General features: G+C 37.5%; 24 protein-coding genes. 16 read left to right on the top strand and 8 right to left on the bottom strand.

Annotation, left to right across the window (positions count from 1 at the left end):
* Positions 1–181 precede the first annotated feature (181 nt).
* Together add and V5290_RS12320 are read left to right on the top strand one after the other, a co-directional pair.
* The gene (gene add / locus V5290_RS12325) at positions 182–1,183 is read left to right on the top strand and encodes an adenosine deaminase (protein WP_333386108.1); all 1,002 of its coding nucleotides are present in this window, start codon (positions 182–184) and stop codon (positions 1,181–1,183) included.
* 23 nt (positions 1,184–1,206) lie between these two features.
* Complete coding sequence (locus V5290_RS12320) at positions 1,207–1,422, top strand: TIGR02450 family Trp-rich protein (RefSeq protein ID WP_333386205.1); 216 nt, start codon at positions 1,207–1,209, stop codon at positions 1,420–1,422.
* 92 nt (positions 1,423–1,514) lie between these two features.
* Here V5290_RS12320 and V5290_RS12315 read toward each other — a convergent pair whose 3' ends face one another.
* Positions 1,515–3,344, bottom strand: a complete 1,830-nt coding sequence (locus V5290_RS12315) for an ABC transporter ATP-binding protein (RefSeq protein WP_333386105.1) — start codon at positions 3,342–3,344, stop codon at positions 1,515–1,517.
* Between the two features lie 207 nt (positions 3,345–3,551).
* Here V5290_RS12315 and V5290_RS12310 point away from each other — a divergent pair, with 207 nt between their 5' ends.
* Complete coding sequence (locus tag V5290_RS12310; protein ID WP_333386102.1) at positions 3,552–4,586, top strand: adenosine deaminase; 1,035 nt, start codon at positions 3,552–3,554, stop codon at positions 4,584–4,586.
* 183 nt (positions 4,587–4,769) lie between these two features.
* On the opposite strand, the gene V5290_RS12305 is transcribed toward V5290_RS12310, so the two are convergent.
* Positions 4,770–5,240: an Lrp/AsnC family transcriptional regulator gene (locus tag V5290_RS12305; RefSeq protein ID WP_333386099.1), complete on the bottom strand. Its 471-nt coding sequence runs from the start codon at positions 5,238–5,240 to the stop codon at positions 4,770–4,772.
* Between the two features lie 149 nt (positions 5,241–5,389).
* Here V5290_RS12305 and V5290_RS12300 point away from each other — a divergent pair, with 149 nt between their 5' ends.
* Positions 5,390–6,304: a DMT family transporter gene (locus V5290_RS12300; RefSeq protein ID WP_333386096.1), complete on the top strand. Its 915-nt coding sequence runs from the start codon at positions 5,390–5,392 to the stop codon at positions 6,302–6,304.
* A 28-nt stretch (positions 6,305–6,332) separates the two neighbouring features.
* On the top strand, positions 6,333–7,508 hold the full coding sequence (locus V5290_RS12295) for an aromatic amino acid transaminase (protein WP_333386093.1): 1,176 nt from the start codon (positions 6,333–6,335) through the stop codon (positions 7,506–7,508).
* A 184-nt stretch (positions 7,509–7,692) separates the two neighbouring features.
* On the opposite strand, the gene V5290_RS12290 is transcribed toward V5290_RS12295, so the two are convergent.
* Positions 7,693–9,204: a DUF3943 domain-containing protein gene (locus V5290_RS12290; protein WP_333386090.1), complete on the bottom strand. Its 1,512-nt coding sequence runs from the start codon at positions 9,202–9,204 to the stop codon at positions 7,693–7,695.
* Between the two features lie 276 nt (positions 9,205–9,480).
* Here V5290_RS12290 and V5290_RS12285 point away from each other — a divergent pair, with 276 nt between their 5' ends.
* Positions 9,481–10,521 (top strand): acyltransferase, encoded by a 1,041-nt coding sequence (locus V5290_RS12285; RefSeq protein WP_333386088.1) that lies wholly within the window; start codon positions 9,481–9,483, stop codon positions 10,519–10,521.
* A gap of 95 nt (positions 10,522–10,616) precedes the next feature.
* Here the strand turns inward: V5290_RS12285 and V5290_RS12280 are convergent, their stop codons facing one another.
* From V5290_RS12280 to cmoA, 4 genes are all read right to left on the bottom strand, one after another.
* A complete protein-coding gene (locus tag V5290_RS12280; protein ID WP_333386086.1) occupies positions 10,617–12,701 on the bottom strand; it encodes a sodium:proton antiporter in 2,085 nt (694 codons plus the stop codon).
* A gap of 251 nt (positions 12,702–12,952) precedes the next feature.
* A complete protein-coding gene (locus V5290_RS12275) occupies positions 12,953–13,543 on the bottom strand; it encodes a CoA pyrophosphatase (protein WP_333386083.1) in 591 nt (196 codons plus the stop codon).
* A gap of 241 nt (positions 13,544–13,784) precedes the next feature.
* Positions 13,785–14,771, bottom strand: coding sequence for a tRNA 5-methoxyuridine(34)/uridine 5-oxyacetic acid(34) synthase CmoB (cmoB, locus tag V5290_RS12270; RefSeq protein ID WP_333386080.1), 987 nt, complete (start codon positions 14,769–14,771; stop codon positions 13,785–13,787).
* 35 nt (positions 14,772–14,806) lie between these two features.
* Positions 14,807–15,541 (bottom strand): carboxy-S-adenosyl-L-methionine synthase CmoA, encoded by a 735-nt coding sequence (cmoA, locus tag V5290_RS12265; RefSeq protein WP_333386077.1) that lies wholly within the window; start codon positions 15,539–15,541, stop codon positions 14,807–14,809.
* A 172-nt stretch (positions 15,542–15,713) separates the two neighbouring features.
* Between cmoA and aspS the strand changes: the two genes are divergently transcribed.
* Positions 15,714–17,504, top strand: a complete 1,791-nt coding sequence (aspS, locus tag V5290_RS12260) for an aspartate--tRNA ligase (RefSeq protein WP_333386075.1) — start codon at positions 15,714–15,716, stop codon at positions 17,502–17,504.
* Positions 17,505–17,691: 187 nt separating this feature from the next.
* Here aspS and V5290_RS12255 read toward each other — a convergent pair whose 3' ends face one another.
* Entirely contained in the window at positions 17,692–18,669 is a 978-nt protein-coding gene (locus V5290_RS12255) for an integron integrase (RefSeq protein WP_333386073.1), read from the bottom strand.
* Between the two features lie 247 nt (positions 18,670–18,916).
* Here V5290_RS12255 and V5290_RS12250 point away from each other — a divergent pair, with 247 nt between their 5' ends.
* From V5290_RS12250 to V5290_RS12210, 9 genes are all read left to right on the top strand, one after another.
* Positions 18,917–19,717: a hypothetical protein gene (locus tag V5290_RS12250; RefSeq protein ID WP_333386069.1), complete on the top strand. Its 801-nt coding sequence runs from the start codon at positions 18,917–18,919 to the stop codon at positions 19,715–19,717.
* A 161-nt stretch (positions 19,718–19,878) separates the two neighbouring features.
* Positions 19,879–20,247 carry a hypothetical protein gene (locus tag V5290_RS12245; protein ID WP_333386067.1) on the top strand — a complete coding sequence of 123 codons (369 nt, stop codon included), beginning with the start codon at positions 19,879–19,881 and terminating at the stop codon, positions 20,245–20,247.
* Between the two features lie 144 nt (positions 20,248–20,391).
* A complete protein-coding gene (locus tag V5290_RS12240; protein ID WP_333386064.1) occupies positions 20,392–21,279 on the top strand; it encodes a hypothetical protein in 888 nt (295 codons plus the stop codon).
* Positions 21,280–21,393: 114 nt separating this feature from the next.
* Positions 21,394–21,771 carry a hypothetical protein gene (locus V5290_RS12235; RefSeq protein WP_333386061.1) on the top strand — a complete coding sequence of 126 codons (378 nt, stop codon included), beginning with the start codon at positions 21,394–21,396 and terminating at the stop codon, positions 21,769–21,771.
* A gap of 122 nt (positions 21,772–21,893) precedes the next feature.
* Positions 21,894–22,880 (top strand): hypothetical protein, encoded by a 987-nt coding sequence (locus V5290_RS12230; protein ID WP_333386058.1) that lies wholly within the window; start codon positions 21,894–21,896, stop codon positions 22,878–22,880.
* Positions 22,881–22,994: 114 nt separating this feature from the next.
* Positions 22,995–23,531 carry a hypothetical protein gene (locus tag V5290_RS12225; protein WP_333386055.1) on the top strand — a complete coding sequence of 179 codons (537 nt, stop codon included), beginning with the start codon at positions 22,995–22,997 and terminating at the stop codon, positions 23,529–23,531.
* 147 nt (positions 23,532–23,678) lie between these two features.
* Positions 23,679–24,188 carry a hypothetical protein gene (locus V5290_RS12220; protein ID WP_333386053.1) on the top strand — a complete coding sequence of 170 codons (510 nt, stop codon included), beginning with the start codon at positions 23,679–23,681 and terminating at the stop codon, positions 24,186–24,188.
* A gap of 109 nt (positions 24,189–24,297) precedes the next feature.
* On the top strand, positions 24,298–24,534 hold the full coding sequence (locus V5290_RS12215; RefSeq protein ID WP_333386050.1) for a hypothetical protein: 237 nt from the start codon (positions 24,298–24,300) through the stop codon (positions 24,532–24,534).
* Positions 24,535–24,588: 54 nt separating this feature from the next.
* Entirely contained in the window at positions 24,589–25,581 is a 993-nt protein-coding gene (locus V5290_RS12210; protein WP_333386047.1) for a transposase, read from the top strand.
* Positions 25,582–25,585: the final 4 nt, after the last annotated feature.

Below are 25,585 nucleotides of genomic sequence, written 5' to 3'. Positions count from 1 at the left end.
ACATATTATGTTAACTCACTTAATTTTCTATTTAAAATTAGTTTATTAAGCATTTTGTTTATGACAAAAAATAACCGCATTACTTATACTGTGCTGACTTAAATTACCTTAATTTGTAACCTCGGAAATTGCATTTTAAGGTGGTTTGGGTTCTAAAACTGTTTCATAAAAGGAATAAATAATGATTAATAAAAATATCCCTCTCACTGATATTCACCGCCATTTAGATGGCAATATTCGTATTGAAACTATATTAGAACTAGGCCAAAAATTTAATTTACCATTACCTGCAACGGAGATTGAAGCTTTACGTCCGTTTGTTCAGGTAGTTGAAACACAGCCTGATCTTGTTTCTTTCTTATCAAAGTTAGATTGGGGTGTTGCAGTATTAGGTGACTTAGACGCATGCTACCGTGTTGCTTATGAAAACGTGCAAGATGCTAAAAATGCATTAATCGATTACACCGAATTACGTTTTTCACCTTATTACATGGCGATGAAGCACAACTTACCTGTACAAGGTGTTGTTGAAGCTGTTGTAGCTGGTGTCGCAGCAGGTAGTCGTGATTTTAACGTTAAAACTAACTTAATAGGTATTATGAGCCGTACTTTTGGTGCTGAAGCTTGTCAAATTGAGTTAGACGGTTTATTGAGCCAAAAAGACAAACTAGTTGCTGTTGATTTAGCCGGTGATGAACTCGGTCAGCCTGGTAATATCTTCGTTAAACACTTTAAGCAAGTACGTGATGCTGATTTACGAGTGACTGTACATGCAGGTGAAGCTGCCGGTGCAGAAAGTATCTGGCAAGCGATCCAAACACTAGGCGCGGAACGTATTGGTCATGGTGTGAAGGCTATTGAAGACATTAAACTAATGGATTACTTGGCAGAGAATAAAATTGGTATCGAGTCATGCATTACCTCTAATATTCAAACTAGTACCATTGCTGATATCAGCAAGCATCCTATTAAAACATTCTTAAACCACGGTGTACTAGCTTGTTTAAATACAGATGATCCTGCAGTTGAAGGTATTGAACTGCCTTTTGAATACGAAGTGGCAGCACCGCAAGCGGGGCTATCAGTTGAGCAAATTAAACAAGCACAAATTAATGGTTTAGAAATCGCTTTCTTATCTGAAGCAGAAAAAGCCGCGTTAAGAGAGATTGCTGCAAACCGTTAATTTCTTGTATAGGAGTGATGGTTATCAATCAGATAAACCCGAAAAAACTATTAAATAGTAAATGGACGGCGGTTAAGTCTATTAATAAAGAGAAGCACTTTTTAATTACCAAAGTGACCTTTGATGAAGAAGGGGTTGTCATTTTGTGTGTTATTGAAGCGATTATCTCTAACCGCCAAATAGAAATTGATTGGCGAGATTTAAAGAATATAGACCTGTGGAAGCAGGGCTGGAAATAACCTCTTAGCTGTTTAAATAGTTGCTATTCACGCATTAAAAAGCCATCAATTATGATGGCTTTTTTTGTGTCTAAAAGTCGAAGTGTAGACTACTAATCACACCCTAAAAAACCACCAGTTTGATGTGCCCAAAGTTGTGCATAAACACCGTTTTGCGCAAGCAACTCTTGATGGCTACCTTGCTCAATAATGTTGCCTTTATCTAACACAATTAATCGATCCATCGCTGCAATAGTTGATAAACGGTGTGCAATCGCAATCACTGTTTTACCCTGCATCAATTCGTTTAAGCTTTCCTGAATCGCAGCTTCAACTTCAGAGTCTAGGGCTGATGTTGCTTCATCTAATATCAAGATAGGAGCATCTTTTAATAACACACGAGAAATGGCGATTCGTTGTCGTTGCCCACCAGAAAGTTTCACGCCACGTTCACCCACCTGTGCATCGTAACCGACATTACCCTCATTATCCGTTAACGTTGAGATGAACTCATGAGCTTGCGCTTGTTTCGTTGCATTCAACATATCTTCTTCAGTTGCATCGGGGCGACCATATAAAATATTTTCACGAATTGAACGGTGTAATAATGAAGTATCTTGCGTCACCATGCCTATTTGTAAGCGTAAACTTTCCTGCTGTACATCTTTGATGTCTTGCCCATCAATGATGATTTGACCTTTTTCTACGTCGTAAAAGCGCAGTAATAGATTAACTAAAGTTGATTTACCTGCCCCTGAACGGCCTACTAAGCCAATTTTTTCTCCAGCTTTAATATTTAGATCAAACCCTTCGATCACACCTTTATTTTCACCGTAATGAAAACTCATCTGTTTAAAGTATAAATTACCTTCAGTTACTTTAAGTGGCTTAGCATCTTCTTTATCTTGAATAATATTGGGCTTAGCTAAGGTATTCATACCGTCTGTCACTGTGCCGATATTTTCAAACAATGCACTTAACTCATACATGATCCATTGTGACATGCCGTTTAAACGTAAAGATAGGCTGATTGCAATGGCTATAGAGCCTACTGAAATGGCACTTTGCATCCATAAATAGATTGAAATAGCAGTGATTGAAAAGGCTAATAGATAGTTAGAAATCTGTACACACATATTGATGCCTGTTGCTAAGCGCATTTGGCGGTATACCGTATTTAAAAAGCCTTTCATTCCTTGTTTAGCATACTCTGATTCTGAATCAGTATGCGCAAATAACTTAACTGTTGATATATTTGTATAGCTATCAACAATGCGCCCTGTCATGGTTGAGCGTGCGTCTGCTTGCTCTGTCGCGACACTTTTTAATCTTGGTACAAAGTAGTATTGGATACCAATATAAACCACTAACCAAACTAGCATGGGTAGGGCAAGTCGATAGTCTGCTTGAGCCACCATAACAATCATTGAAATTAAATACACGACGATATAAACCATTACGTTTAATAATTTCATCACTGTTTCACGCACTGCTAATGCGGTTTGCATTACTTTGGTGGCGATACGTCCTGCAAAGTCATCTTGATAAAATGAAACGCTTTGTTTCAATAGATAGCGATGTGCAAACCAACGAATTGACATTGGATAGTTACCGAGTAACACCTGATGAATAACCAATGAATGTAACAGTATTAGCACTGGGATCACTACTAATACGGTTAATGACATCAATAACAGCTTTGCACCTTCATCTTGTAACAATGTTTCTGGATTTTTGGTTACTAGCCAATCGACTAGTTGTCCCATGAAGCCAAATAGAGAAACTTCTAACACCGCTAATGTTGCAATTAATAAAGTCATAAAGCACAAAGCTGTTTTATAGCCTTTTGTATAATGTAAACAAAATGCAAACAAGGTATTCGGCGGTTGAGTTGGTTCTTGATCATTTAATGCAGGCACTAAATTTTCAAAAAATTTAAACATGTTAAGTCCTTAAATCTTTTCGCTTTTATGACAGTCATTGAGTCAGTAGGGAGGTTTGAATAGGTGATCATAATGGTTAAGCGATACAACACAAGCTTTAATTAATATCCTACCTTTTTAGATGATTTTTATAATAAATGAGTGTGTTTATTTTATTCTCAATTAAAAATTAGCTATCTTAAGTGATGTTATCAAAAAGAGAATATTATGCCGAATTCAACGACACAAACTAACAATAGTTCGCCTTTATCAAGTTGGTTAACGCAATTACCTAAAATTGAATTGCATTTACATTTAGAAGGCAGCCTAGAGCCACAAATGTTATTTGACCTAGCTGTGCGTAATAACGTTGATTTGCCCTATGTAAATGTACAAGAGGTAACAAAAGCCTTTCAATTTACGCAATTGCAGGACTTCTTAGATATCTATTACCAAGCAGCGCAAGTATTGGTTACTGAGCAAGACTTTTATGACTTAACTTGGGCTTATTTATTGAAGTGTAAAGAGCAAAATGTATTACACGTTGAGCCATTCTTTGATCCACAAACTCACACTGATCGTGGCGTTGCTTTTAGTACTGTGATCAATGGTATTGACCAGGCATTAACAGACGGAAAAGAAAAGTTAGGTATCAGTAGCGAACTTATCATGTGCTTTTTACGTCACCTTGATGAGAAAAGTGCCTTTGAAACATTAGAGCAGGCGATGCCTTTCTTAGCAAAATTAAAAGGCGTTGGATTAGATAGTTCAGAATTAGGGCATCCACCTGAAAAATTCAGTCGAGTATTTGCCAAAGCACGTGAGCTAGGTTTATTAACGGTTGCCCATGCTGGCGAGGAAGGTCCTGCAGAGTTTATATGGACAGCCATTAATGATTTAAAAGTATCACGCGTAGATCATGGTGTTAATGCGATACAAGATCCTGAGTTAATTACCTACTTACGGCAAACTCAAATGCCACTTACAGTATGTCCTTTATCTAATACTAAGCTAAAAGTATTCGAGCATATGCAACAACACAATATTCTAGATCTATTAGCATTAGATATTTGTGTCACGGTAAATTCAGATGACCCGTCTTACTTTGGTGGTTACATGACTGAAAACTTTGAGGCGCTTGCTCAGGCGTTGGATTTGAATCAAACGCAAGCGATTAAGCTAGTTCAAAATAGTATTACAGCGAGTTTTTGTGATGAGCAGCGCAAGCAAGAATTAACTAAGATCTTAAATGATTATCAGTAAAGCCTTATTCCAGTAAAGTTTACTCTGTTCATACGCTATTTATACCAATTATATTAAATAAGTGATCTAAATTTTACGCAGGACAAATGACTGAGTTCAAGGCGTAATTTAAGTTAAGTAGTTGTTCTACTTTCGAAAATTACAACGAAGAAATAAGTTATTTTAACAAGTAAAGTAGATCAGTTAATTAGTGTGATTGGTATTATAGATAGGTAAAATACGCTGCGTGTTTAACTGCCTAACTGATAAATGCGTATGAATATCTTTGACGCTAGGTATCTTATGTAGTTTAGTCGTGAAGGCTTCGTATCCTGGTAAATCATGCGTCACTACTTCAATCAGATAATCAAATGCGCCAGACACAATATGTGCGTTCACTACTTCTTTCATTGCTAATAAAGCAGTTTCGAACTCCTCTAACGCTTTCTCTTGATGACGATTTAAGCTGACTTCTACAAAAAAGGTCATGTTGATTCCAACTCGTTTTTTGTTCAAGTTTGCTTGATAGTCTTCTATATAGTCTTCTTCTTCCAAACGCTTCAAGCGCCTTGCACAAGGGGAAGGAGATAAATTAACTTTATCTGCAAGCTCTGCGATAGAGATACGACCTTCTTTTTGTAATATGCTCAATATATCTTTGTCTATTTTATCCATAACTATCCCTGTTAGTGTTTTAATGCGTCAAATCTATTTTTTGGAGCTTATTAAGCTCAAAATAACTTAAATTAAATTTTATTTGAGTGATAAACGCGTGGTTTTTGATGAATAATATTATATCAAAATCTTAATAGGATGCAGAATTCATGCTTAATACTCAAAGTGTTTATAGTGATAAAGTCCATAGGCTATTTTTACCAACTAAGGTCTTAGGCTATTTAGCAATGACCTTAGTTTTATTTATTTGGTCGAGCTTTGCACTATCGATTCGTACTATAGACGGTTCAAGTTTAACTATTGCCGACGTCGCATTATTGCGATTTATGGTGCCCGCAATATTATTAGCCCCTTGGGCGATTAAACACCTTAGAGTGATTAAAACAATTAAGGCTGTTGATATCGCTCTTATTCTATTAGGTGGTATTCCCTTTGTATTCCTTGCTGCTTTAGGCGCTAAAAGTGTGCCAACAGCTTACGTCGGCACTATATTAGCTGGCACACCTGCTGTCTTTGTCGCCATTATCGGTGCAGTTTTCTTTGCTCAAATAATGTCGAAGAAACGTTGGTTTGCGTTGTTTATGATATTAGTTGGTGTGGTAGTAATGATGCTTAGCGAACAGCAACTCTTATCGTTAAAAGACCCGAGTGGATTGGGCTTTTTATTCGCTGCTAGTGCCTGTTGGGCTATTTTTGCTATTACGTTAAAGCGAGTAAATTTAAAACCAATCACAGTAGTAATTATTTTGTCTTATTGCTCAGGTTTTATTATGTTAGTGCTAATCAGCTCTGGTATGGTAGACAGTGAGTTAGGGCATTTCTCATTGCAGCAAGCATTACCCTTTATCGCCATTCAAGGTGTTGGCATTGGTGTCGTTGCGACTATCTGTTTTTCCTATGCGATTAATCAGTTAGGCGCTGAGCAAGCATCTGTATTAGGATCTCTTTCACCAGCTATCACCGCGCTATTAGCCGTACCAGTATTGGGTGAATCTTTATCACTGTTTATTGGCTGTGGTATTGGAATAACCATCATTGGCGTTATTTTATCTCATCGTTGTTAAGTTATATTTATTTAAGGAAATCAAAGATATGTTAGAAAATTTACCTGTTGTTGAAGGTGATCCTCTTTGGGCATTATTACATCAGTTTAATGCCGATCCGCGTAGTCAAAAAATAGATATGTTAGTTGGTGTTTATCGTGATGAAACAGGTCAAACTCCTGTCATGCAAGAAGTGCAAAAGGCAGAATTAAAACTAACAAAAGAGGCTGCATCTAAAAGTTATAAAATGTTATCGGGTAATCTTGAGTTTAACGATCATATTACTAAGTTTGTATTAGGTAACAATAGTCCACGTTTTGATGAGCAGTGTACGATACAAACTGTTGGTGGAACAGGTGCTTTAAGAGTACTCGGTGACTTTATTGCTGCGTTATCGCCTCAAACGGTGATTTGGAATACAGAGCCAGGTTACCTTAATCATCGTCCTATAATGGAAGGTGCAGGATTAAAAGTAGAATCTTTTCGCTGGCATCATAATGGCGGTATATTAGATATTGAACAATGTTTTGAAGACCTAGCAAAAGCTAAAGAAGGGGATGTATTAATATTACATGGTAGCTGTCATAACCCTTCAGGTGTTGATCCTTTAATTGACCAGTGGCAACAGTTCATTGATTTTTGTGTTGCTAAAAAAGTGATTCCATTAATTGATATTGCTTATCAAGGTTTTGGTGTTGGGCCAGAGGAAGATGCAGCTGGTTTACGTTTATTTGCTGAGCAAGTGGATTTTATGTTGGTCGCAACAAGTTGCTCAAAAAACATGGGATTATACTGCGAGCGTACCGGTGCAGCGATGGTATTGAGCAGTGATAAATCACAACATCAGCCTTTACGTACGCTATTAGAGCGTATTACTCGCGCCAACTATTCAATGCCGCCAAACCATGGTTCAGCTGTGGCTTCATTATTATTCAGTGAACCAGAAGCCTGGCTAAAAGAGTTATCTGTGTGTAGAAACCGTATTAATGACCTACGACTTGGGTTAGGTAAACTATTATCTGAAATGGGAGCAGATCAATCTCTACAAGCAGTGACTAGACAAAAAGGGATGTTTTCGATGTTGCCACTGACAGCTGAACAGATGACTGCGTTACGTGAAAAGCATGCGATTTATGGGATGTTGAACGGCCGAATTAATATTGCAGGTTTAAAGCAAGAGCAAGTAAGTTACTTGGCTAATGCATTAATTGATGTAATGAAGTAAGGCACACTTTAACGGCTTTATTGATATTGTTTACTCAGTGTTTTCGCACTGAGTAAACCTTGCACCTGTTAGCTTGTCCCTGGAACCTGCCCCTTGCCCCTTGCCCCTTGCCCCTTGCCCCTTGCACCTTGCACCTTGTCCCTTCTACCTTGCACCTTCTACCTTGTATCTTTTACCTTTTACCTTACTTTTCACCTTCACCAAAACGGTAAATTATTTTACCCGTTAATAGTTGATCATGGCTGCCTTCATCAGAGGTAAAGTAGTTAATTAGGTCTGCTTGTATTGCCCATTTTTCATTTAAGCGATAATGTAATCCAACACCAGCATTAATTTGCAAATTATATTGGTCATCATCTTTATCCCAAATCTCTTCTCCAATACCCGCAGTGATATAAGGGCGAAGGTTTGCTTGGCTATTGAAGTAATATTGCCCATCAACACTGAATGATTCGTAGGTATAATCAGGGTCTACAAAACCTTCGAATAGCTGCGTTGAGTTATAGTTTAAACGTGCAGAAAAAGCGCGAGTAAAGTACAAACCCAGTGAGAATTGCGCGTACTGTTGATTGATTAACTTACGTTTATTATCAAAATTAACGTAACCCGATCCTAAACTTAATCCAATAATCCCTGTATCAACAGGATCTTTTGAGTGACCAAAATAGTAACCTTCGTTCACCTTACGTCTGCCGCTAATGCCTGATTGAGCAGGGCTAGTATTGTTGCCAATTGCATAGTTAATTTGGAACATGATTTGTTTGTCGTTCGGAATATTGCCAGAGTCACCTTGTTCAGTTAAACGAATATAGCCCGTACCTGCTTTGATTAAATCTGCGCCAAATAAACGGTTAAAATTACGGCCAATAGAATCAATTGGATCAAGTAAAAATAGGGCGGTATTGCCTAAGTATTCACTGCCCATCACGGTACCGCCTCGTGCCCAGATTTCACGTTCTTTATTAAATGCCCATTCCCCATAAACCCAGCCTAGGACAGGTGTTACAACAATATCTTGCATAGAAGGTGTTTCAGCAAAAGCTTCAACGCCATACTCCCAAAAAACAGTGGACATTAATGCTGAATATAGAAATGAATCCCATTGACGGTAGCCTGATTTTCGTGCCGCTTGGTAGTAAGCTCCACCAAAATAAGGGTGCATGACATAATTTAAAACGACATCATCTCTATCCCAAACAGGTCCATCTGTGACATTATCTATCCATTTTTGTGCAAAACTATCGTCATCATCACTATTCCAGTTAGTCACAGATTCAGGCATTACTGCCAGTGCTGAAATAACCCCTAACCCATAGTAAAAGATAGAGTTAGTTTGTGATAATAAACGTTCGCTGTCTTCACCGTGTGTTGGTGAAAAAAGCGAAACAGTGTAAGGATTATCGTAAAAACTTTCAGGTACATCAAACTGTTCCCAAGCAGAGTTAGTAAAGGAAGTTTGGTATTCTGCTTCTTCCTCTGGCTCTGCTAGTACTAGATCAGGTAAAGGCTCAATAATATCTTGGTCAGTACCAGTATATTCAGGTGTTTGTTGTAATTGATTTTTTTCTGCGAGCGGTAGCTGGCTAGATGAGTGTAAATCACCATCTTGCTTATCACTTTCTGCTGCAAATAAGTTAGGCGCTACCAATGCTATTACACTACAAAATAGATAAGCTCTAGTGTGTTTAATGATCAAAAATAAATCCTTTTAGACAATTAAAATGTCTGATAATAAGTCTTAGGTATTTACTTTATTTAACAACAATAAGAGTAATAACAGCGACTGAAAGACGAGGGGAAAAAATTGCGCTTATTATCACGTTTTTTCATTTTTCTGCAATGTTTCATTTTTGAAATATTTCTGAACTATTGTTGAGATATTCTTTAGTTGATAGGTTTTTTGTTAGATTTGTTATGAACTTAATAACGATTATGAACTCTATTTTTTATATTTATTTAATTAGGTAAATCTATGCAAGCAGCACGTCCTTCTATCTTTTATATCGACTTTTTGCGTTTTATTGCAGCTATTGCAGTGGTAAGTATTCACGTGTTAGGCCCTTTTCGTTATTTATATGGTGAAATCCCAGATTCAGAATGGCTAGCGGCTGCTGGCACAAACAGTGTTACAAGATGGGCTGTGCCAGTTTTTATGATGATCAGTGGCGCGTTGCTACTCTCAAGTAATAAAGTCTTTGAATGGCGTTATTACTTAACTAAGCGCGTTAGTAAAGTCGTTATACCTTTTATCGCTTGGACCATTATCTATGCGCTGGTGGGCGGCTTTATGCTTGATGCTATCTATTCTGGTGATTGGCAAAGTGATAAAGCGTTAGAGATTTTAACAAACTCACCGCTTGAGCCTGTTTGGTATCATTTGTGGTTTTTTTATGACTTTATTCCTTTATATTTTGTGATCCCATTTTTATTGCCTCTATTAAAACAAGCTAAACCCGATCATATTAAATTAGCGCTGGCTTGTTGGTTAGTGTTATTGACTATGCATTGGTTAAAAGTAGGGGATGTATTGCAACAGAACTTAGTTTTATATACTGGGTATCTAGTATCTGGTTGGTATCTGTTTAATCGTGATAACCGCCCGCAATTAAAGTTATGGATTATTGCCGGTGTGGCTATGCTGTTATTAAACTTCATCGGTACTTGGTACTTAGCCTTGGAAGAGGGGAAATATCGTTCGTTATTTATGGGTTATAAAACCTTGAATACCGCAGTGATTGCTGGGATGTTATTTGTACTTGCCCAAACCTATGCAGAACGAATTCAAGGTAAGTGCCGTGCACTAGTCAGTTTAATTTCCACTTATAGCTTAGGAATTTATTTGATTCATCCGCTATGGCTAATTCCCGTTAGAAATCTAAGTAATGGTTACTATGATGCCTTTATGACGAATTGGATTGCTATTCCGATGTTAACGATTATCGCGTTAGTTTTATCGTTATTCAGCACTATGTTATTGGTGAAAATACCATTATTGAAACGTCTAGTGCCTTAAAAGAGCAAGCACAAAAAAAGCGATGTCAGTAATATAAAATCATTCATATTACTGACATCGCTTAACTGACTTATTAATCTTTTAATGATTAGTTATTAAGTCGTTTCTTTTTGATTGGCAAGCGTTTCATCTTTGATGCTTTCTTCTACTATTTCAGCTGTTTCTTCATCTAGCTTAGCCGCTTCTTCAGCGGCCAACAAACGCGCTTGCTCCTCTTCTTCTAACGCTTTACGGCGTGCTTTTTCAGCGGCACGTTGTTTTGCTTCTTCAGCTTCTTTTTCCGCTCTTGCTTCTGCTGCAATAATAGCAGCGGCTTTTGCTTCCGCTTTGGCTAAGGCTTTTGCTTGGCGTTCAGCTTCTTCATCTAATGCTCTTTGCTCAACAGCGCGATCCTGTGCTTCCTGTGGTAATAAACTGATTAGCTCAATACCAATTGGGAAGTTAACATTGGTTAATCCTGACACCACATGCAGCTCGCCTTCTTTGGTGATATATAAGAGTGGCATTGCCGTTTCACCGTAGCGTTTTTTAAAGCGGTCAAAGGCAAAGTTTTCAGTGATATTAGTGACCTTAATAATTGCACCTTTCGCCATTAAACTTGCCAGTTTGGCGTAAGAAACACCTTCACCAAATAAGCTCAAACGTTTTAAATAGCTTTCTGATAACTGGTGACGTGCACTGCTGATATCTGGGTTATTTAACCCAAATACTTTTTCTGTACCAAATAAATCTTGGAAGTGGAAAGTCACTAGCGGATTCAATTGTCGGTAAGGCGACATCACTAACACACGTCCAATACCGCTTAAATCCATAAAGTTGCTGGCATGCTCTGAAGCTGGGTTACCAAAGTAGACTGGGATATTCTGCATACGCGCTTTACGAATACTGTCCCAGTTATTATCGGTCAAAATAACTTTGATATTTTTAGAAATTAACAGCTTAGCGAGTTCACGAGAGAAGGTCGATGCACCGAACATTAATAAGCCTTCGTTAGACCCTTCTTTCACCCCTAAAAATTTAGCCCAAGGTCCTGCCGTTAAACTTTGAATAACAACTGTACCAATGATGATTAAAAACACTAAAGGCACAATCGAATCTGCACCGTCTAAGCCTACTTTTTCTAGCTTGATTGCGAATAAAGATGAGATAGCAGCAGCAACAATACCACGCGGTGCAACCCAACTTAAAAACCACTTTTCTTTCGAAGAAAGGTTAGTGCCTAAGCCAGATATCCAAACACTTAACGGGCGAGCAATAAACATCACTACCAGTAATACCCCTAAACCACCAAATCCAAGATCCAGCATCGCGCTTGAATCAAGACGCGCCGCTAAAAGGATAAATAGCGCCGAAATAAGTAGTACCGTTAATGTTTCTTTAAACTCCAAAATATCCGCAATATCCACACCACGCATATTGGCTAACCAAATGCCCATTACCGTCACGGTTAACAAGCCAGACTCTTCTTGGATGATATTCGACGCAACAAAAATACCCAGCATAATGGTTAATACAGCAGTGTTACGTAAGTAATGTGGGAATAAGTTTTTACGAATAGCAATCCCTGTTAAGTAACCGGTGACTGCACCAGCACCAAAACCAAGCGATAAAGTGATACCTAAAGATTGTAAAACGTGAGAGGTCGGGTCAGCATTAACTGCGATATATTCAAACACTAAAACCGCTAATAATGCTCCAATAGGATCAATGACAATCCCTTCCCAGCGAAGAATTTTAGCTAAGCTAGATTTAGGTTGAACAGTACGTAGCATAGGCACAATTACCGTTGGTCCTGTCACCACAACAAGCGCGCCAAATAACAAGGCGATTGACCATTCAAAACCTAATAAATAGTGAGCGGCGGGGGCAATACAAGCCCAAGTAATAAAAGCACCAACTAACACTAAGTGACTGACCATTCGGCCGTGCTCTTTAATCTCTTTAAAGTTAAGCGTTAAAGCACCTTCAAATAAAATAACTGCTACACCTAGCGAGATAATGGGGAATAACAGGTCTCCGAATAATTCATCGGGGTTTAATACACCCATCACCGGGCCCATTAAAAGCCCACATAATAATAGCGGTAAGATTGCAGGTAGATGAAGTTTCCAGCCTATCCATTGACACAAAAGCGATAGCACACCGATTAATGCCAGCATGCCTGTGATGTGTTCAACCATATATATTTCCTTTTACAAATTATGTTGCTATACCAAGATAGAATATCTTGTTGTTATGAAGATGAGATGAAACCAATACAGCGATATTTTCCTTTGTTTTGCTCCTTTACCTTTTTCTGTTGTTTATACTGTCTAAGAGCAAACTGAGATCAGCTAGAGTCGATAATCTAACTTGTTTTTACCTGTGTATATTACCACTTTAGTTAGTATTTTATGTCATTGAATATAGATAGGGTTAATGTGAGCCTATTTCAAGCCTGTAATTGCTGTTGTAAATTGATGATCATTTGTGCGGTGGCACCCCAAATTAAATGATCTTGATAAGCACAACAGTAGGTAAAATGACGTTTACGATTAGCCACTAAATGTTGTTTAACAAAATTATCATTGTTTAATAAGTAATTGAAGGGCACTTCAAAGCAACTTTTGACTTCACTTTGATCTATGACCACTTGCTCATTACCAGTTACAAAGCCTACAAAAGGGGTGACATGATAACCACTGGTAGTGGTGATTTCAGGTAGTCGGCCAACTAACTGAATACTGTCCTGAGCAATGCCTATCTCCTCTTCGGTTTCTCGCAATGCGGTAGTTGCTAGTGACACGTCTGTTACTTCAAAGCGACCACCTGGAAAACTGACTTGCCCTGGATGATGCCTTAAATGCATAGCACGTTGCGTTAATATCATATGCAAACCATTACTGCGTTGAATTAAAGGCATTAATACCGCGGCTTTTTTGAGTGGTTGTTGCTGATATTGAAGTTGTGCGAGATGAGAAGAGGGAGGCGTTAGGTTTGCTTGCTGCAAAATAAAACGGTTGAGAAATTGTTGTCTATTCATCTGTTATGACTCTCCCACTCTGACTAAATCAAGTATTAAAATAGGCTATATCATCAATTAATACAATATAATCATGCCGCTGGGAAGCATAGAGAGGGGGCTTATTACTTTTCAGAGATAAGTAATAAGCATTTTTATTCAACTAAATGTCCAACAAAACTCCAACTCCCCCTTCAACTGAAGGGGAAGCTAAAGACTTAATTGATAGGCTGAGTTAAAAGGTTTAGGTTTAGTTAAAGGTTTAATTAAGTGGCTTCACTGCTTTTTTAGCAATAAGTAAAGCACGTTTCGGAGCAGGGTGACCTTCAATGGTTTTAGTTGGGTCGTTAGGATCTAAATAATCCTCAAGAGATTCATTTTTCATCCAAGCAGTACTGCGTTGTTCACCGGTTAACGTGTCATTAATATCAACAATGCGTACATCTTCAAATCCACACTTTTCAACCCATAACTTAAGCGCTTCGGCACTTGGTAGGAACCAAATATTACGCATTTTTGCATAACGGTCTGCAGGCACCAATACATCGTCTTTATCGCCTGCAATGACCAAGGTTTCTAATACCAATTCACCGCCTTCCACTAACTGATCTTGCAGTTGTGTAATATGGTCCATAGGCGATTTACGGTGATATAGCACTCCCATTGAAAATACCGTATCAAAGGCTTCCAGTTTAGGTAATTCTTGAATACCTAAAGGTAATAAATGTACATTTTGATCTTTATTAGCAAAGTGTCTTACTGCTTCAAATTGGCATAAAAACAGTTCGCTAGGGTCAATGCCCACTACAAATTCTGCACCTTCACCACGCATACGCCACATATGATAACCACTGCCACAGCCTACATCTAATACATAGCGGTATTTAAGCGGGCTGATATGCGGTAAAACGCGATCCCATTTCCAGTCACTACGCCATTCTGTATCAATCTGCACACCGTGAATATGGAAAGGGCCTTTGCGCCACGGGTGAAATTTTTGTAACAGGTTCTCTAACTTCTTTGTCTCACCCGTTGATAATTCGCTGCCGTTACCAATGCGCACTTCATCCTTTAATTCAATATGATCGGTTTTAATAGTTGGAAACTTATTTAAAACGCGTATCCAACTCGCCAACGTACCGTGAACATGGGTATTTTCCCAATCATGTAATTGTGCGGGTAAATCACGCAACCAATGGCTTAAACGGTTTTTAGCGATAATGCTGTAAAAGTTATTGAAGTCGATCATGTGTTGCCTTGCTGTCTTGTTATAACGAGTAAAGATTAATCTTTAATACTAAGAATTGAACCAAAGTTGAAGCACTGGTACCAAAGGTCGTTGTGTTTAAAACCTGCTTCTTGCAGTCGCTGATAATGTTGCTCCACGGTATCTGAAATCAAGACATTATCTAAAGAAGAACGTTTTTGGCTAATCTCTAATTCGCTGTAACCTTGGCTTCGTTTAAAGTCTAAATGCAAATCGATTAAAAGCTGGTGGCTAGTTTGGTCTTCAAAAATAAACTTTTCAGACAAAATTAAAACACCGCCCGGTAATAAACCGTTATAGATATTAGTTAATAATGATAAACGCTTTTCTGGCGTTAAGAATTGTAGCGTGAAGTTTAATACCACTACAGATGCATTCTCAATCTTGATATTGCAAATGTCATCTTGCAACACAGTTACAGGTACATCTGATTTATAAGCCTGAATATATTGTTGGCAGGTTTCTACCATCGCCGATGAATTATCAACAGAAATAATCTCACAACCTTGCTTTTCAGCTAATCCACGGCGCATTGATAGCGTTGCCGCACCTAGCGAACAGCCTAAATCATACAAGTTTGAGTTATCTTGTGCGCAACGTTGAGTGATCATCGCAATACTATTAATAATCTTTTCATAACCCGGTACCGAGCGTTTGATCATATCAGGAAAGACTTGTACCACTTGCTGATCAAAACTAAAGCTATCCACTTTTTGTAAAGGTTGACTAAAAATATTATCGGTTTGGCTCATAGGGCTGCCTAATTAATTAAGGTTTAAACTGGGTTGTTGAATTTGTATTGCCGCGCATTTTACTTAAATTGTGTGGCACGGTCATTTTTTTATTTAGCCATATGCCTTGAGGGCATTTTCTTTTATAATGTATTGAATTATTTTGTAATGTATTTAAAAACAGGAATCGATAATGCGCACTATGTATTGTGGTGAAGTGACCGAGGCTAACATTGGTCAAGAAGTTGAATTAGTAGGTTGGATAAACAAACAACGCGATCTAGGTGGTGTAACCTTTTTAGACGTACGTGATCGTGAAGGTATTGTACAAGTTTTCTTCGATAACGACACACCAGAAGCAACGGCTATAGCAGCGACTGTTCGTAATGAATTTTGTATTAAAATGAAAGGCGAAGTACGTGCGCGTCCTGAAGGTCAAGTAAACAAAAACATGACCACTGGCGGCATTGAAATTCGTGGTCTTGAGCTAGAAATCTTAAACCGTGCAAAACCATCTCCACTAGATAGCAACCAAACCAACTCTGAAGAGCAACGTTTACGCTACCGTTACTTAGATTTACGTCGTCCAGAAATGGCTGAGCGTATGGTTTTCCGTTCAAAAGTAAGTAGCTTTGTACGTCGCTTCTTAGATGACAACGGCTTCCTAGACGTTGAAACACCTATCTTAACGAAAGCAACACCTGAAGGTGCGCGTGACTACTTAGTACCAAGCCGTACACACAAAGGTCAGTTCTTTGCATTACCTCAGTCTCCACAGTTATTTAAACAACTATTAATGATGTCTGGGTTAGATAAATACTACCAAATCGTTAAATGTTTCCGTGATGAAGACTTACGTGCCGATCGTCAACCAGAATTCACGCAAATAGATATCGAAACTTCATTCATGAGTGCTGATGAAGTGATGGATAAAACAGAAGAGATGGTGGTTAAGCTTTTCCAAGAGATGCTAGATGTTGATTTAGGTTTATTCCCTAAAATGACTTACGCAGAAGCAATGCGTCGTTTTGGTAGTGATAAGCCAGACTTACGTATCGACTTTGAATTAGTTGACGTAGCTGACCTATTAAAAGAAGTTGAATTCAACGTATTCTCTGGTCCAGCAAATGACGCTGACAGCCGTGTTGCAGTAATCTGTGTACCAGGTGGCGCGTCACTTTCTCGTAAAAATATCGATGAATACGGCAAGTTCGTTAACATCTACGGTGCTAAAGGTTTAGCATGGATGAAAGTGAACGAAGTGGCTAAAGGCCTTGAAGGTGTTCAATCGCCAATCGCTAAATTCTTAAACGAAGAGATCGTTGCTGAAATTCTAAAACGCACAGAAGCAAAAGATGGCGACATCATTCTATTCGGTGCAGACAAAGCAAACGTAGTGGCAGAAGCAATCGGTGCATTACGTCTGAAAGTAGCAGAAGACCTAGGCTTAATTAAAGATGAGTGGAAACCACTTTGGGTTATCGATTTCCCAATGTTTGAACCACTTGAAGATGGTTCATTAACACCATTACATCACCCATTCACAGCGCCAATTAACCTAACCGCTGAAGAGTTAGAAGCAAGCCCAGTAGGCGCTATCTCTAACGCTTACGACATGGTACTAAATGGTTGTGAGTTAGGTGGTGGTTCTGTACGTATTCACAAACAAGATATGCAAGCTGCGATTTTCCGCATCTTGAACATCTCTGATGAAGAAGCACAAGACAAGTTTGGTTTCCTATTAGAAGCATTACAATACGGTACGCCACCACATGCAGGTTTAGCATTTGGTTTAGACCGTTTAGTGATGTTAATGACTAAAACAACGTCAATTCGTGAAGTAATTGCCTTCCCGAAAACAGCATCTGCAGCTTGTCCATTAACTAATGCTCCAGGTTTCGCTAATCCAGCGGCACTGGCTGAGTTGAACATTGCGGTTGTGAAAACGGAAAAAGAAGAGAAAGAAGAATCTAAAGAAGGTTAGTCCTTTTTTTGATTTAGTTTTCTCTTTATAGAGAGGGAGATGATGTTACTAGTAATGGTAATGTTATCTCCCTTTTTTTGTTTGTGGATTGAGGTGGCTTATTCCTCGTTCCCACTGTCTCAGTGAAAATGCATAGTGGCGGTTTGATGTTTAACTCCGTCGGCGAGCCATTCTGTATAACGGCTTATTATTCATTTATTGCTTGTAAATCAGAGAAAGGGCTACGTACACCATTTGCACCAGCTTGTAATACATGGGTATAAATTTGTGTTGTCCTGATATCTGAATGACCTAATTGTTCTTGAACTGTTCTTATGTCTGCGCCGCGTTGTAATAGGTGTGTGGCGAATGAATGACGTAATGTGTGACACGTGACGGGTTTATCAAAATTTAATTGTTTTGCTGTCCGTTTAATTGTTCGCTGTAAATTACTTTCATGCAAATGATGTCTTCTTAGGTTATTTGTTCCTGGTTCTAAACTTAGTTTTGATGATGGAAACAAATAATGCCAGCTCAACTCTTTTGGTGCATTCGGATATTTAGCTGCAAGTGCAAAAGGTAAATAAACACCATTGTAACAAGGGTTTGTAATATCTTGTTGGTAATACAAACGTACACTAGATATTTGGTCTCTCAAAGGAGTTAATAATTCTTTTGCCAGTGTAACTCTTCGATGTTTGCCCCCTTTACCATTCCAAATTTGAAGTGATGAATAATCAAAGTCAATGTCTTGAATTCGTAACCTTAACACTTCCATAAGTCGTAAACCGCTACCATATAGAATGTTACAAGGAAGTGAGAGTGGTGCGGGTATATTTTTTAGTAATAATGCCATTTCGGCTAAGTTTAAAACAACAGGGAGTTTAGGTTGTATGTGGCTGCGGTTAAATTTGAGTGTTAACGTTAAAGGATTATCTAAAAATTCTTTATACAAGTACACCAGCGCATTTAATGCTAATGATTGTGTCTTAGGGGCAACATTTCGTTGGTTAGCTAAAAATGAAAGAAAGGACTCAACATCCTGATTATGACATTCAATAGGGTGCTTTTTTTGATTGAAATGTATATAAGACGTGATCCAATAAATATAGGCTTTAATTGTTTTTTCGGCATAATTTTTCATACGCATATTCTCAGCAACAGCCATTAAAAATGGTGACTTCATAAAATACCTCTACAAATAAAACTAATGTTTATTTATACAGTGTAGTTAATTTGCTATCTTTCCGCCGTAAATATTGCATTTTGTCATCTTTCTGTATGATTTATAATTCATTTTTTATTTTAAATTGTTGATTAAAATGATAATTGCAGTAATGTATATATATTATTTATCATTAGATATTTGCCATATTTCCGCGGGAAAGGTGACATTTTGTTATCTAATAAGATGTTATAAGTCATGGTGGAATATGGAACATTTAATCGAAGATAATAATATTTCAGTGACTGAGGATACTGTTCTACCAAGCGGGCATCTAGCGAAAGCAGGTAGCAAGGTAACAACGGTGTCTGCTCAGGGGGAGTATAATGGATTTCGTATGCGAGTACCTCCGCCAGAATTTGAAGCTCTGATGTTTTTCAACGCATTAGAGGCTGCAACTAAAGCTGAATTGTTAAAAAAGACCATTAAAGTAGAAAAGTCTAGCTTTGATGGTATGAATCAAATAGATATTTCAAATGATAACATGGCAGCCTTTTTTGCAATGTGTCAGCAAGCAATGGCCGCTATTACATTTTCCATTAGTTCTATAGAGTCGTGGGTTAACAAGTCATTTGTTATTCATGGTATGCGCGATGGAGTGCCTGTCCAATTAAAAATGATTCGTCCGAATAAACCAGATCGAATTATATCTGCTGATAAAGTTGCAGCTGATCTAGGAATCCCAATCAGACCAAAAATTTTCCAATTAGCTCCCCAGATTTTCAATGCGCCACCATTAAAAGAGCATAGCGTATTAAAGAAAACTGTTGGTGACCTCGTGGATGAGCGTAACGTCATTATGCATATGCAAGCCAAACTATCTATAAACAGCATTGAGTTCGGGCGTATTAGTTATGCAGTAAAGCTCTTCAAAGTAAGTGCTTTTCATGGTCCAGAGCAGATATTGAAGTACCTAAATTATATTTATGAAAAATCTCATCAGAGTTCACCTCTGTGGTTAGAAACAGCGAACAAAGAACTTAAGATTCAGCGTAAAAAGGTTAAGTGACTTATAACAAGGCGTTTAAACGGAACTAAAACAGTCAGTTACGTTTCGCTTCGCTACACATTTTAACCCACAATTTTAGTCCGCTTAACGCGGCGTTATCTTGCTTATCAAAGGTGAGCACTTTTATTTGAGCATATATGAAAAGAATTAAATTTAATAACATGAGAATGATAGCTACTGAATGTGATGATAAACACTCATTAGAAATATGCGTAGGAAGTGGGCACGCTGATTTTACGGTTAACTTTATCCTAAATAAGCAAGACTTCGATGTAATTGAAAAAGATGAAGAGCGAGCTGCGTTTTTACATGCGGCATTACATCATTCATTCCAGCATAGAGAGACTAACCTCAATAATAAAGAACAGCGTCATTTTTTGGATGTTATTCTACACGGTGAAAAATCTGTGGTTGAGAGTTTTTTAACCCAAATGGATCATGGGGATGCTAATGGCGCTATTTCAAATATGATTCGTATTACTTGCAAACGGGAACAGTCAAGAATGCGACAAGGTCACTGGTTTAATTAGTGGTATTCTAGTCCTATGTAATAGCAAGATAACAAGTCACTCAAAAGGACAAATAACAGTTGGCTTTTGCTCCTTCGTCGCTTATTTTAGCCAACTATTATTTGCCTCTTAGTGAGGCGTTATACCTTAAGGATAGTTTTGTAGATGAATCAAACATGGAAAAATATATTAGTAGCTGCACTTAGTGCTATTTTTGCTTTTGCTGGAAGTTACTACATATACTCAGAACAGTTAAAAATATCAAAATTAGATCTTTATAAGGATTTTGATGAAAACTATTTTTCAAAACCTAAATTCCCCTCAAGTGATATCATTCTTACTGTTGACAAAGAAGAAAAAGAAAAACTTGGTTTATTTCAAGTTTCGCTACTGAATTACACAACTAAAGATTATTTGGATATCCCTATAAAGATTAAAATAACTCCGAAGAAAGTATCGGAATTCAAAGTTCTAGCTCATTCAGCTGTCGGGCAAGATGAGGTTTCTGATTTGGTTATCTCTACTAAGGATATGGATTTTGATGGGAGCTCTTATAATTTTTCATATGAAGTGTCTTCTATAAATCGTACTGAAAGATCTGAATATGGAATGCAGTTAAGAATTCTATTCGAAGGAACAGAAGAACCCAAAGTAAGCGTTGTCGCGAAAGGCGTTGGCGTAAGGGATTTTGATGTAAATAATAGTCCTTACCAGAAAAGCGTGAATATCAAAGCTGCATTTTTGGGTATAGGCCTTATTCTTGGTTTTGGATTGGTAATGTTTATATTGATGGTGCTTATTCTAGGCCCATTGATTTCTATTTTTACTAAAGATTTAGATATAAAGAACCGTAAAAAATACGCAGAAGAGCTTTTCAAAGTAATAAAAAACAACAATCTACAGCCAAACAAATCAGACGGTGATATTGCTAACTTTGTCGCTGATATGCTTTATCATCGACAGTGTGAGTGGTGGAATAATAAGACTCCAATAGGTAAATGGAGTTTAGGTCTAATAGGCCCAGACCGAAGTGATCACCTAGTTGAGGTATAACAAGAAATTAAACAAGGACAAAAAACAGTTGGTTTTTGCTCCTTCGTCGCTAATTTTAACCAACTATTTTTTGCCTGTTAATTAGGCGTTAGGCTTAAAGGAGCTGCCGAGTATATGCAATGTATTGATTCTTCATTTATAACTTCAATGATTTGGTCTTTTTTTTTAGTATTGGCAATTGCACAACTCAGATGTGATGGTCATATTAAATCATTTCTTCAAGAACTTTATGGGCCGCCTATACTCATGGCACTGGTTATTTCTGGTATTTTTATGTTCTTTACATATGAGTCATTGCCTTTACCAAAAACGCAAACCATTGGCACGCTCTTAAATAGGCCAGCTCATTTTATTGAATCTTTGATGTGTAACTTTAATACAGTTTTTAATGTATTAGGTATTATCCTTCCTTTTATAACTATTTATTCTTTTTTAAAAGAGCACTATCCTGACGTGCTTAAGGATATTAAAGAAAAACTAGGTATGGATTAAATTTAAGCCTAACAAGAACTTCAAACGGAAAAAATACAGTTGGCTGTTTTCACTCCGTTCAACATTTTAGCCAACAATATTTTTCCGCTTAAGTAGGCGTTAAGCATCTAAGGAAGTTTACTATGCACCTTCTGGGTCAGATAGCCGAAGAAATCAATAATAATGCTAATGATTACAACGTTGGTAATTTACAAGCACTCCGTAAAAACATTGGTTCCTTATCTAGATTGCCATCACGTTTTTTGTTTGATCAAAGAACCGTTTTTGAAGAATGGGGATGGCATTATGGCGGAAGGAAAGAGTTGCAATTTAACATTGGTATTGAAGGAAACCTTCTTAGATATGGAGTGGCATTCTCACTTGAGTGCAGTCAATCGCTTCCTAGTATCGATGTTTTAATTCCTAAGATTGCTCTTTTTAATGAATTTTTATCTGAGTCCAGTGATCTCTTTTCAGATTTAAGGATGTGGCATTACGAGGAGAATAGAAGTCATGATTATATGCCTTCATCAATTCCTGAAGAATTAATTCGAGAAGGTGTTTTTGTTTTTCTTGGTGGCAGGCAAGAATTAAACAAAATCGACTACTCACTTGTTCTTGAAACCCTAGATCGGTTATTACCTCTTTATCTATTTACCGAAAATGCTAAACAAGAAGAGTATATAAACAAAGGGTTTAGTGGGTTTAAGTTTAAGCCTGGTTGTTCAATTAAACCTTCATCCACATCAGGAATGTCAGATAAGAAGGATCTAAATATTCGATTAAAACATAATGACTACCAATATCAGCTCTATGATGAATTAGTGAAAATCTATGGAGAAAGAAATGTAGGTACTGAAATAAGTGTTAATGGGACTAGTATAGATCTTGTTGTAAAACAAAACGAAGGTTATTACTTCTATGAGATAAAGACTGCTTCTACTGCCAAGGCATGTATACGTCAAGCCCTTGGACAAATATTAGAGTATTCATATTGGCCTGATAATCAACAAGCTAGTAAGTTAATAATTGTTGGTGGGGCTTTAGCTGATAAAAATGAAACAATGTATATTGAATATTTACGAAATGAATTTAGTATTCCGATTGAATATCGTGCAATAGATGCTTAACAAGCGCTTTAAACGGAACAAAAACAGTTGGTTAGGTTCCGCTTCGCTCCACATTATAACCAACAATTTTTGTCCGCTTAAGCGGGCGTTATGTGTAAAGGAGTACGCCAAGTCGTGAAGCAAAAATCTGTTAATTTCGTTCAGCATCTTGCACATGAAATAGATGAAGAGAATGTAGAGGATTATTTATCTAATCTTTATCCATTAATAGGAATGATCGTTGTAGATTTTAATGGTCTTGAAAGTGGCTTAGATTCAGTGTTATGCGAGATATTCTCTGATCGTTCAGACTCTACTGGCCTTATTGTTCTTCATAAAATGGGGTATGCGGCAAAAGTAGACCTATTCAAAAGGTTTAATGATGATTTTCAATCATCATTAAACACCTCTATAGACGGCTACAATTTGCTGCTTTCAAATTTAAAGGAATCTGGGCGTTTAAGAAACCTAGTGGCTCATGCCGATTGGGAAAGCACAGATGAAGATGGTTATACATATATCAAACTCAATATTTCCAAAAGAGGAATGGAGCAACAATATGTCCAGTTCTCTGAAGATTCACTTGAAAAAATATATGAGTTAATACTTTCTACCAGAGCAGCTCTTGGTGACTTTTGGGATGCTAGACAATACGCATTAGACAATGCATAAATTTACACATAACAAGCTAATTAATAAGGACAAAAAACAGTTGGCTGTTTTCGTTCCTCAACATTTTAGCCAACAATTTTTTGCCCATTATTAGGGCGTTATGTGTGAATGCATTTATCTCTTTTCAACTAAATAAGAAGCACCTCTATGATTAATTGGTTTGTAGAAACATTCTCCACCTCTTCAGAACAAGCAAAACTGTTTTCTATTGTTATCTCGGCTGTCCTAGCTGTTTGTTTATTACTGCTAAATCAGTGGTTCATTGCAAGGAAAGCGAGAAAGGAATTGTTCATAACTAAAATAGAAGAGCTTCTAACCACTATTTATACCTATGAGCGACTGTCATTAGATATTTTATCTCGCTTATTTAATCTACCAACTATCGATCAAATTACACTTGATAAAATGGCTGAGAGCGCAGAGGTTTCAGACAAGCTAGAAATGTTGTGTGTGCTATATTTTCCAGAAATTCACTTTGATTCAAGTGAGAGCCAAAATATTATTTTAAAAGCACATAAGGATGTTGAAATTGTAGGTACAAATTACAAACATCCTAAAAGTTCATATTCATCATATATTCCAAGCACCAAGAAGCTTCAAAAAATATTAACACCGTTAAAAGAAGAAACTAAAAAGTTGATGAAAAATCACACATAACAAGCAATTTAAACGGAACTAAAACAGTGTGCCATGTTTCGTTCCTCAACAAGTTTGGCACACAATTTTAGTCCGCATGATGTGGGCGTTAAATTACTAGGAGAATATAGTGGCAGTCGTTCAGCCTACAACGTCAAAAAAATCAGTAATGAGAGCAGGTAAAACATTAGCTGACTGTTATGAAAATCAATGTGAATTAGAAGCTGAAGCTTTAGATATCTTGAATAATTGGCGATTATCTCACTCATACCCGCTTGAAAAAATTCGCTTACATCTAGAGAAGCATGCTAAATCAGTAGATTCTAATAGAAGATCGTGGACACCCAACTACTTTGAATTAATTTAAAACCTAAACTATCTTTTAGATGTGCTTATTGTTGCATTTAGGGGGTAGTTTAATATGACTCAATCTCGCCAATCACAAGTATCGTTATCTGATACGCCTTATTACCACTGCATTTCACGCTGTGTTCGCCGCGCTTATTTATGTGGGGAAGACAAGTATACTGAAAAGTCTTTTGAACATAGGCGTCAATGGGTGGTTGAACGGATGCATTACCTTGCTTCGCTGTTTAGTATTGATATCTGTGCCTATGCCATCATGTCCAATCATTATCATCTGGTGTTACATGTAGATGAAGCATCAAATGGAGTGCTAAGTCATGACGAAGTGTGTGAGCGTTGGTGTCAGCTATATTCAAGACCAGTATTAGTTGAACGTTGGCAATCAAAACAAACAATATCAGAAGCAGAAAATAAAGTGGCCCTATCTATTATTGACAATTGGAGAGCCAGACTCGCTGATATCTCATGGTTTATGCGTTGCTTAAACGAGTTCATCGCCCGTAAAGCTAATAAAGAAGATGAATGCTCTGGTCGCTTCTGGGAAGGGCGTTTTAAATCTCAAGCGCTATTAGATGAAGATGCCTTGTTAACTTGTATGGCTTATGTGGATTTGAATCCAGTTCGAGCAAAAATGAGTGATAGTGTAGAAACCTCTGAATATACGTCTTCTTATGAGCGCATTCATGGTGTTGCTCAACAAAACGAAAAGCCACTAGAATACACTTTTACTAAAAAACCTTTATTTGGTTTTATAGGTGATGAAAACGAACAATCAACACGAGGTATTCCATTCTCGCTATTAGATTATATTGAGTTAGTGGATTGGAGTGGTCGTATTATAAGAGAGGGTAAACGAGGTGCTATTTCAACCCATCGACCTAGCATACTCACTCAGCTTGGGTTAGATGACGACACTTGGTTATCACTAGCCAGTCGCTTTGGTAAAGATTATCACGGAGCGGTCGGGTCGTTAGAAGCATTAGCCGTTTATGCAAGCCACACAGGAAAGCGTTGGATAGCCAGTAAAAACCAATTACGGCTGCATTAGCTAA

Source organism: Psychromonas arctica, assembly GCF_036697365.1.
Classification (GTDB): domain Bacteria; phylum Pseudomonadota; class Gammaproteobacteria; order Enterobacterales; family Psychromonadaceae; genus Psychromonas; species Psychromonas arctica_A.
Note: the sequence above shows the minus strand (reverse complement) of the source record. Positions and strands in the feature narration are given on the sequence as shown.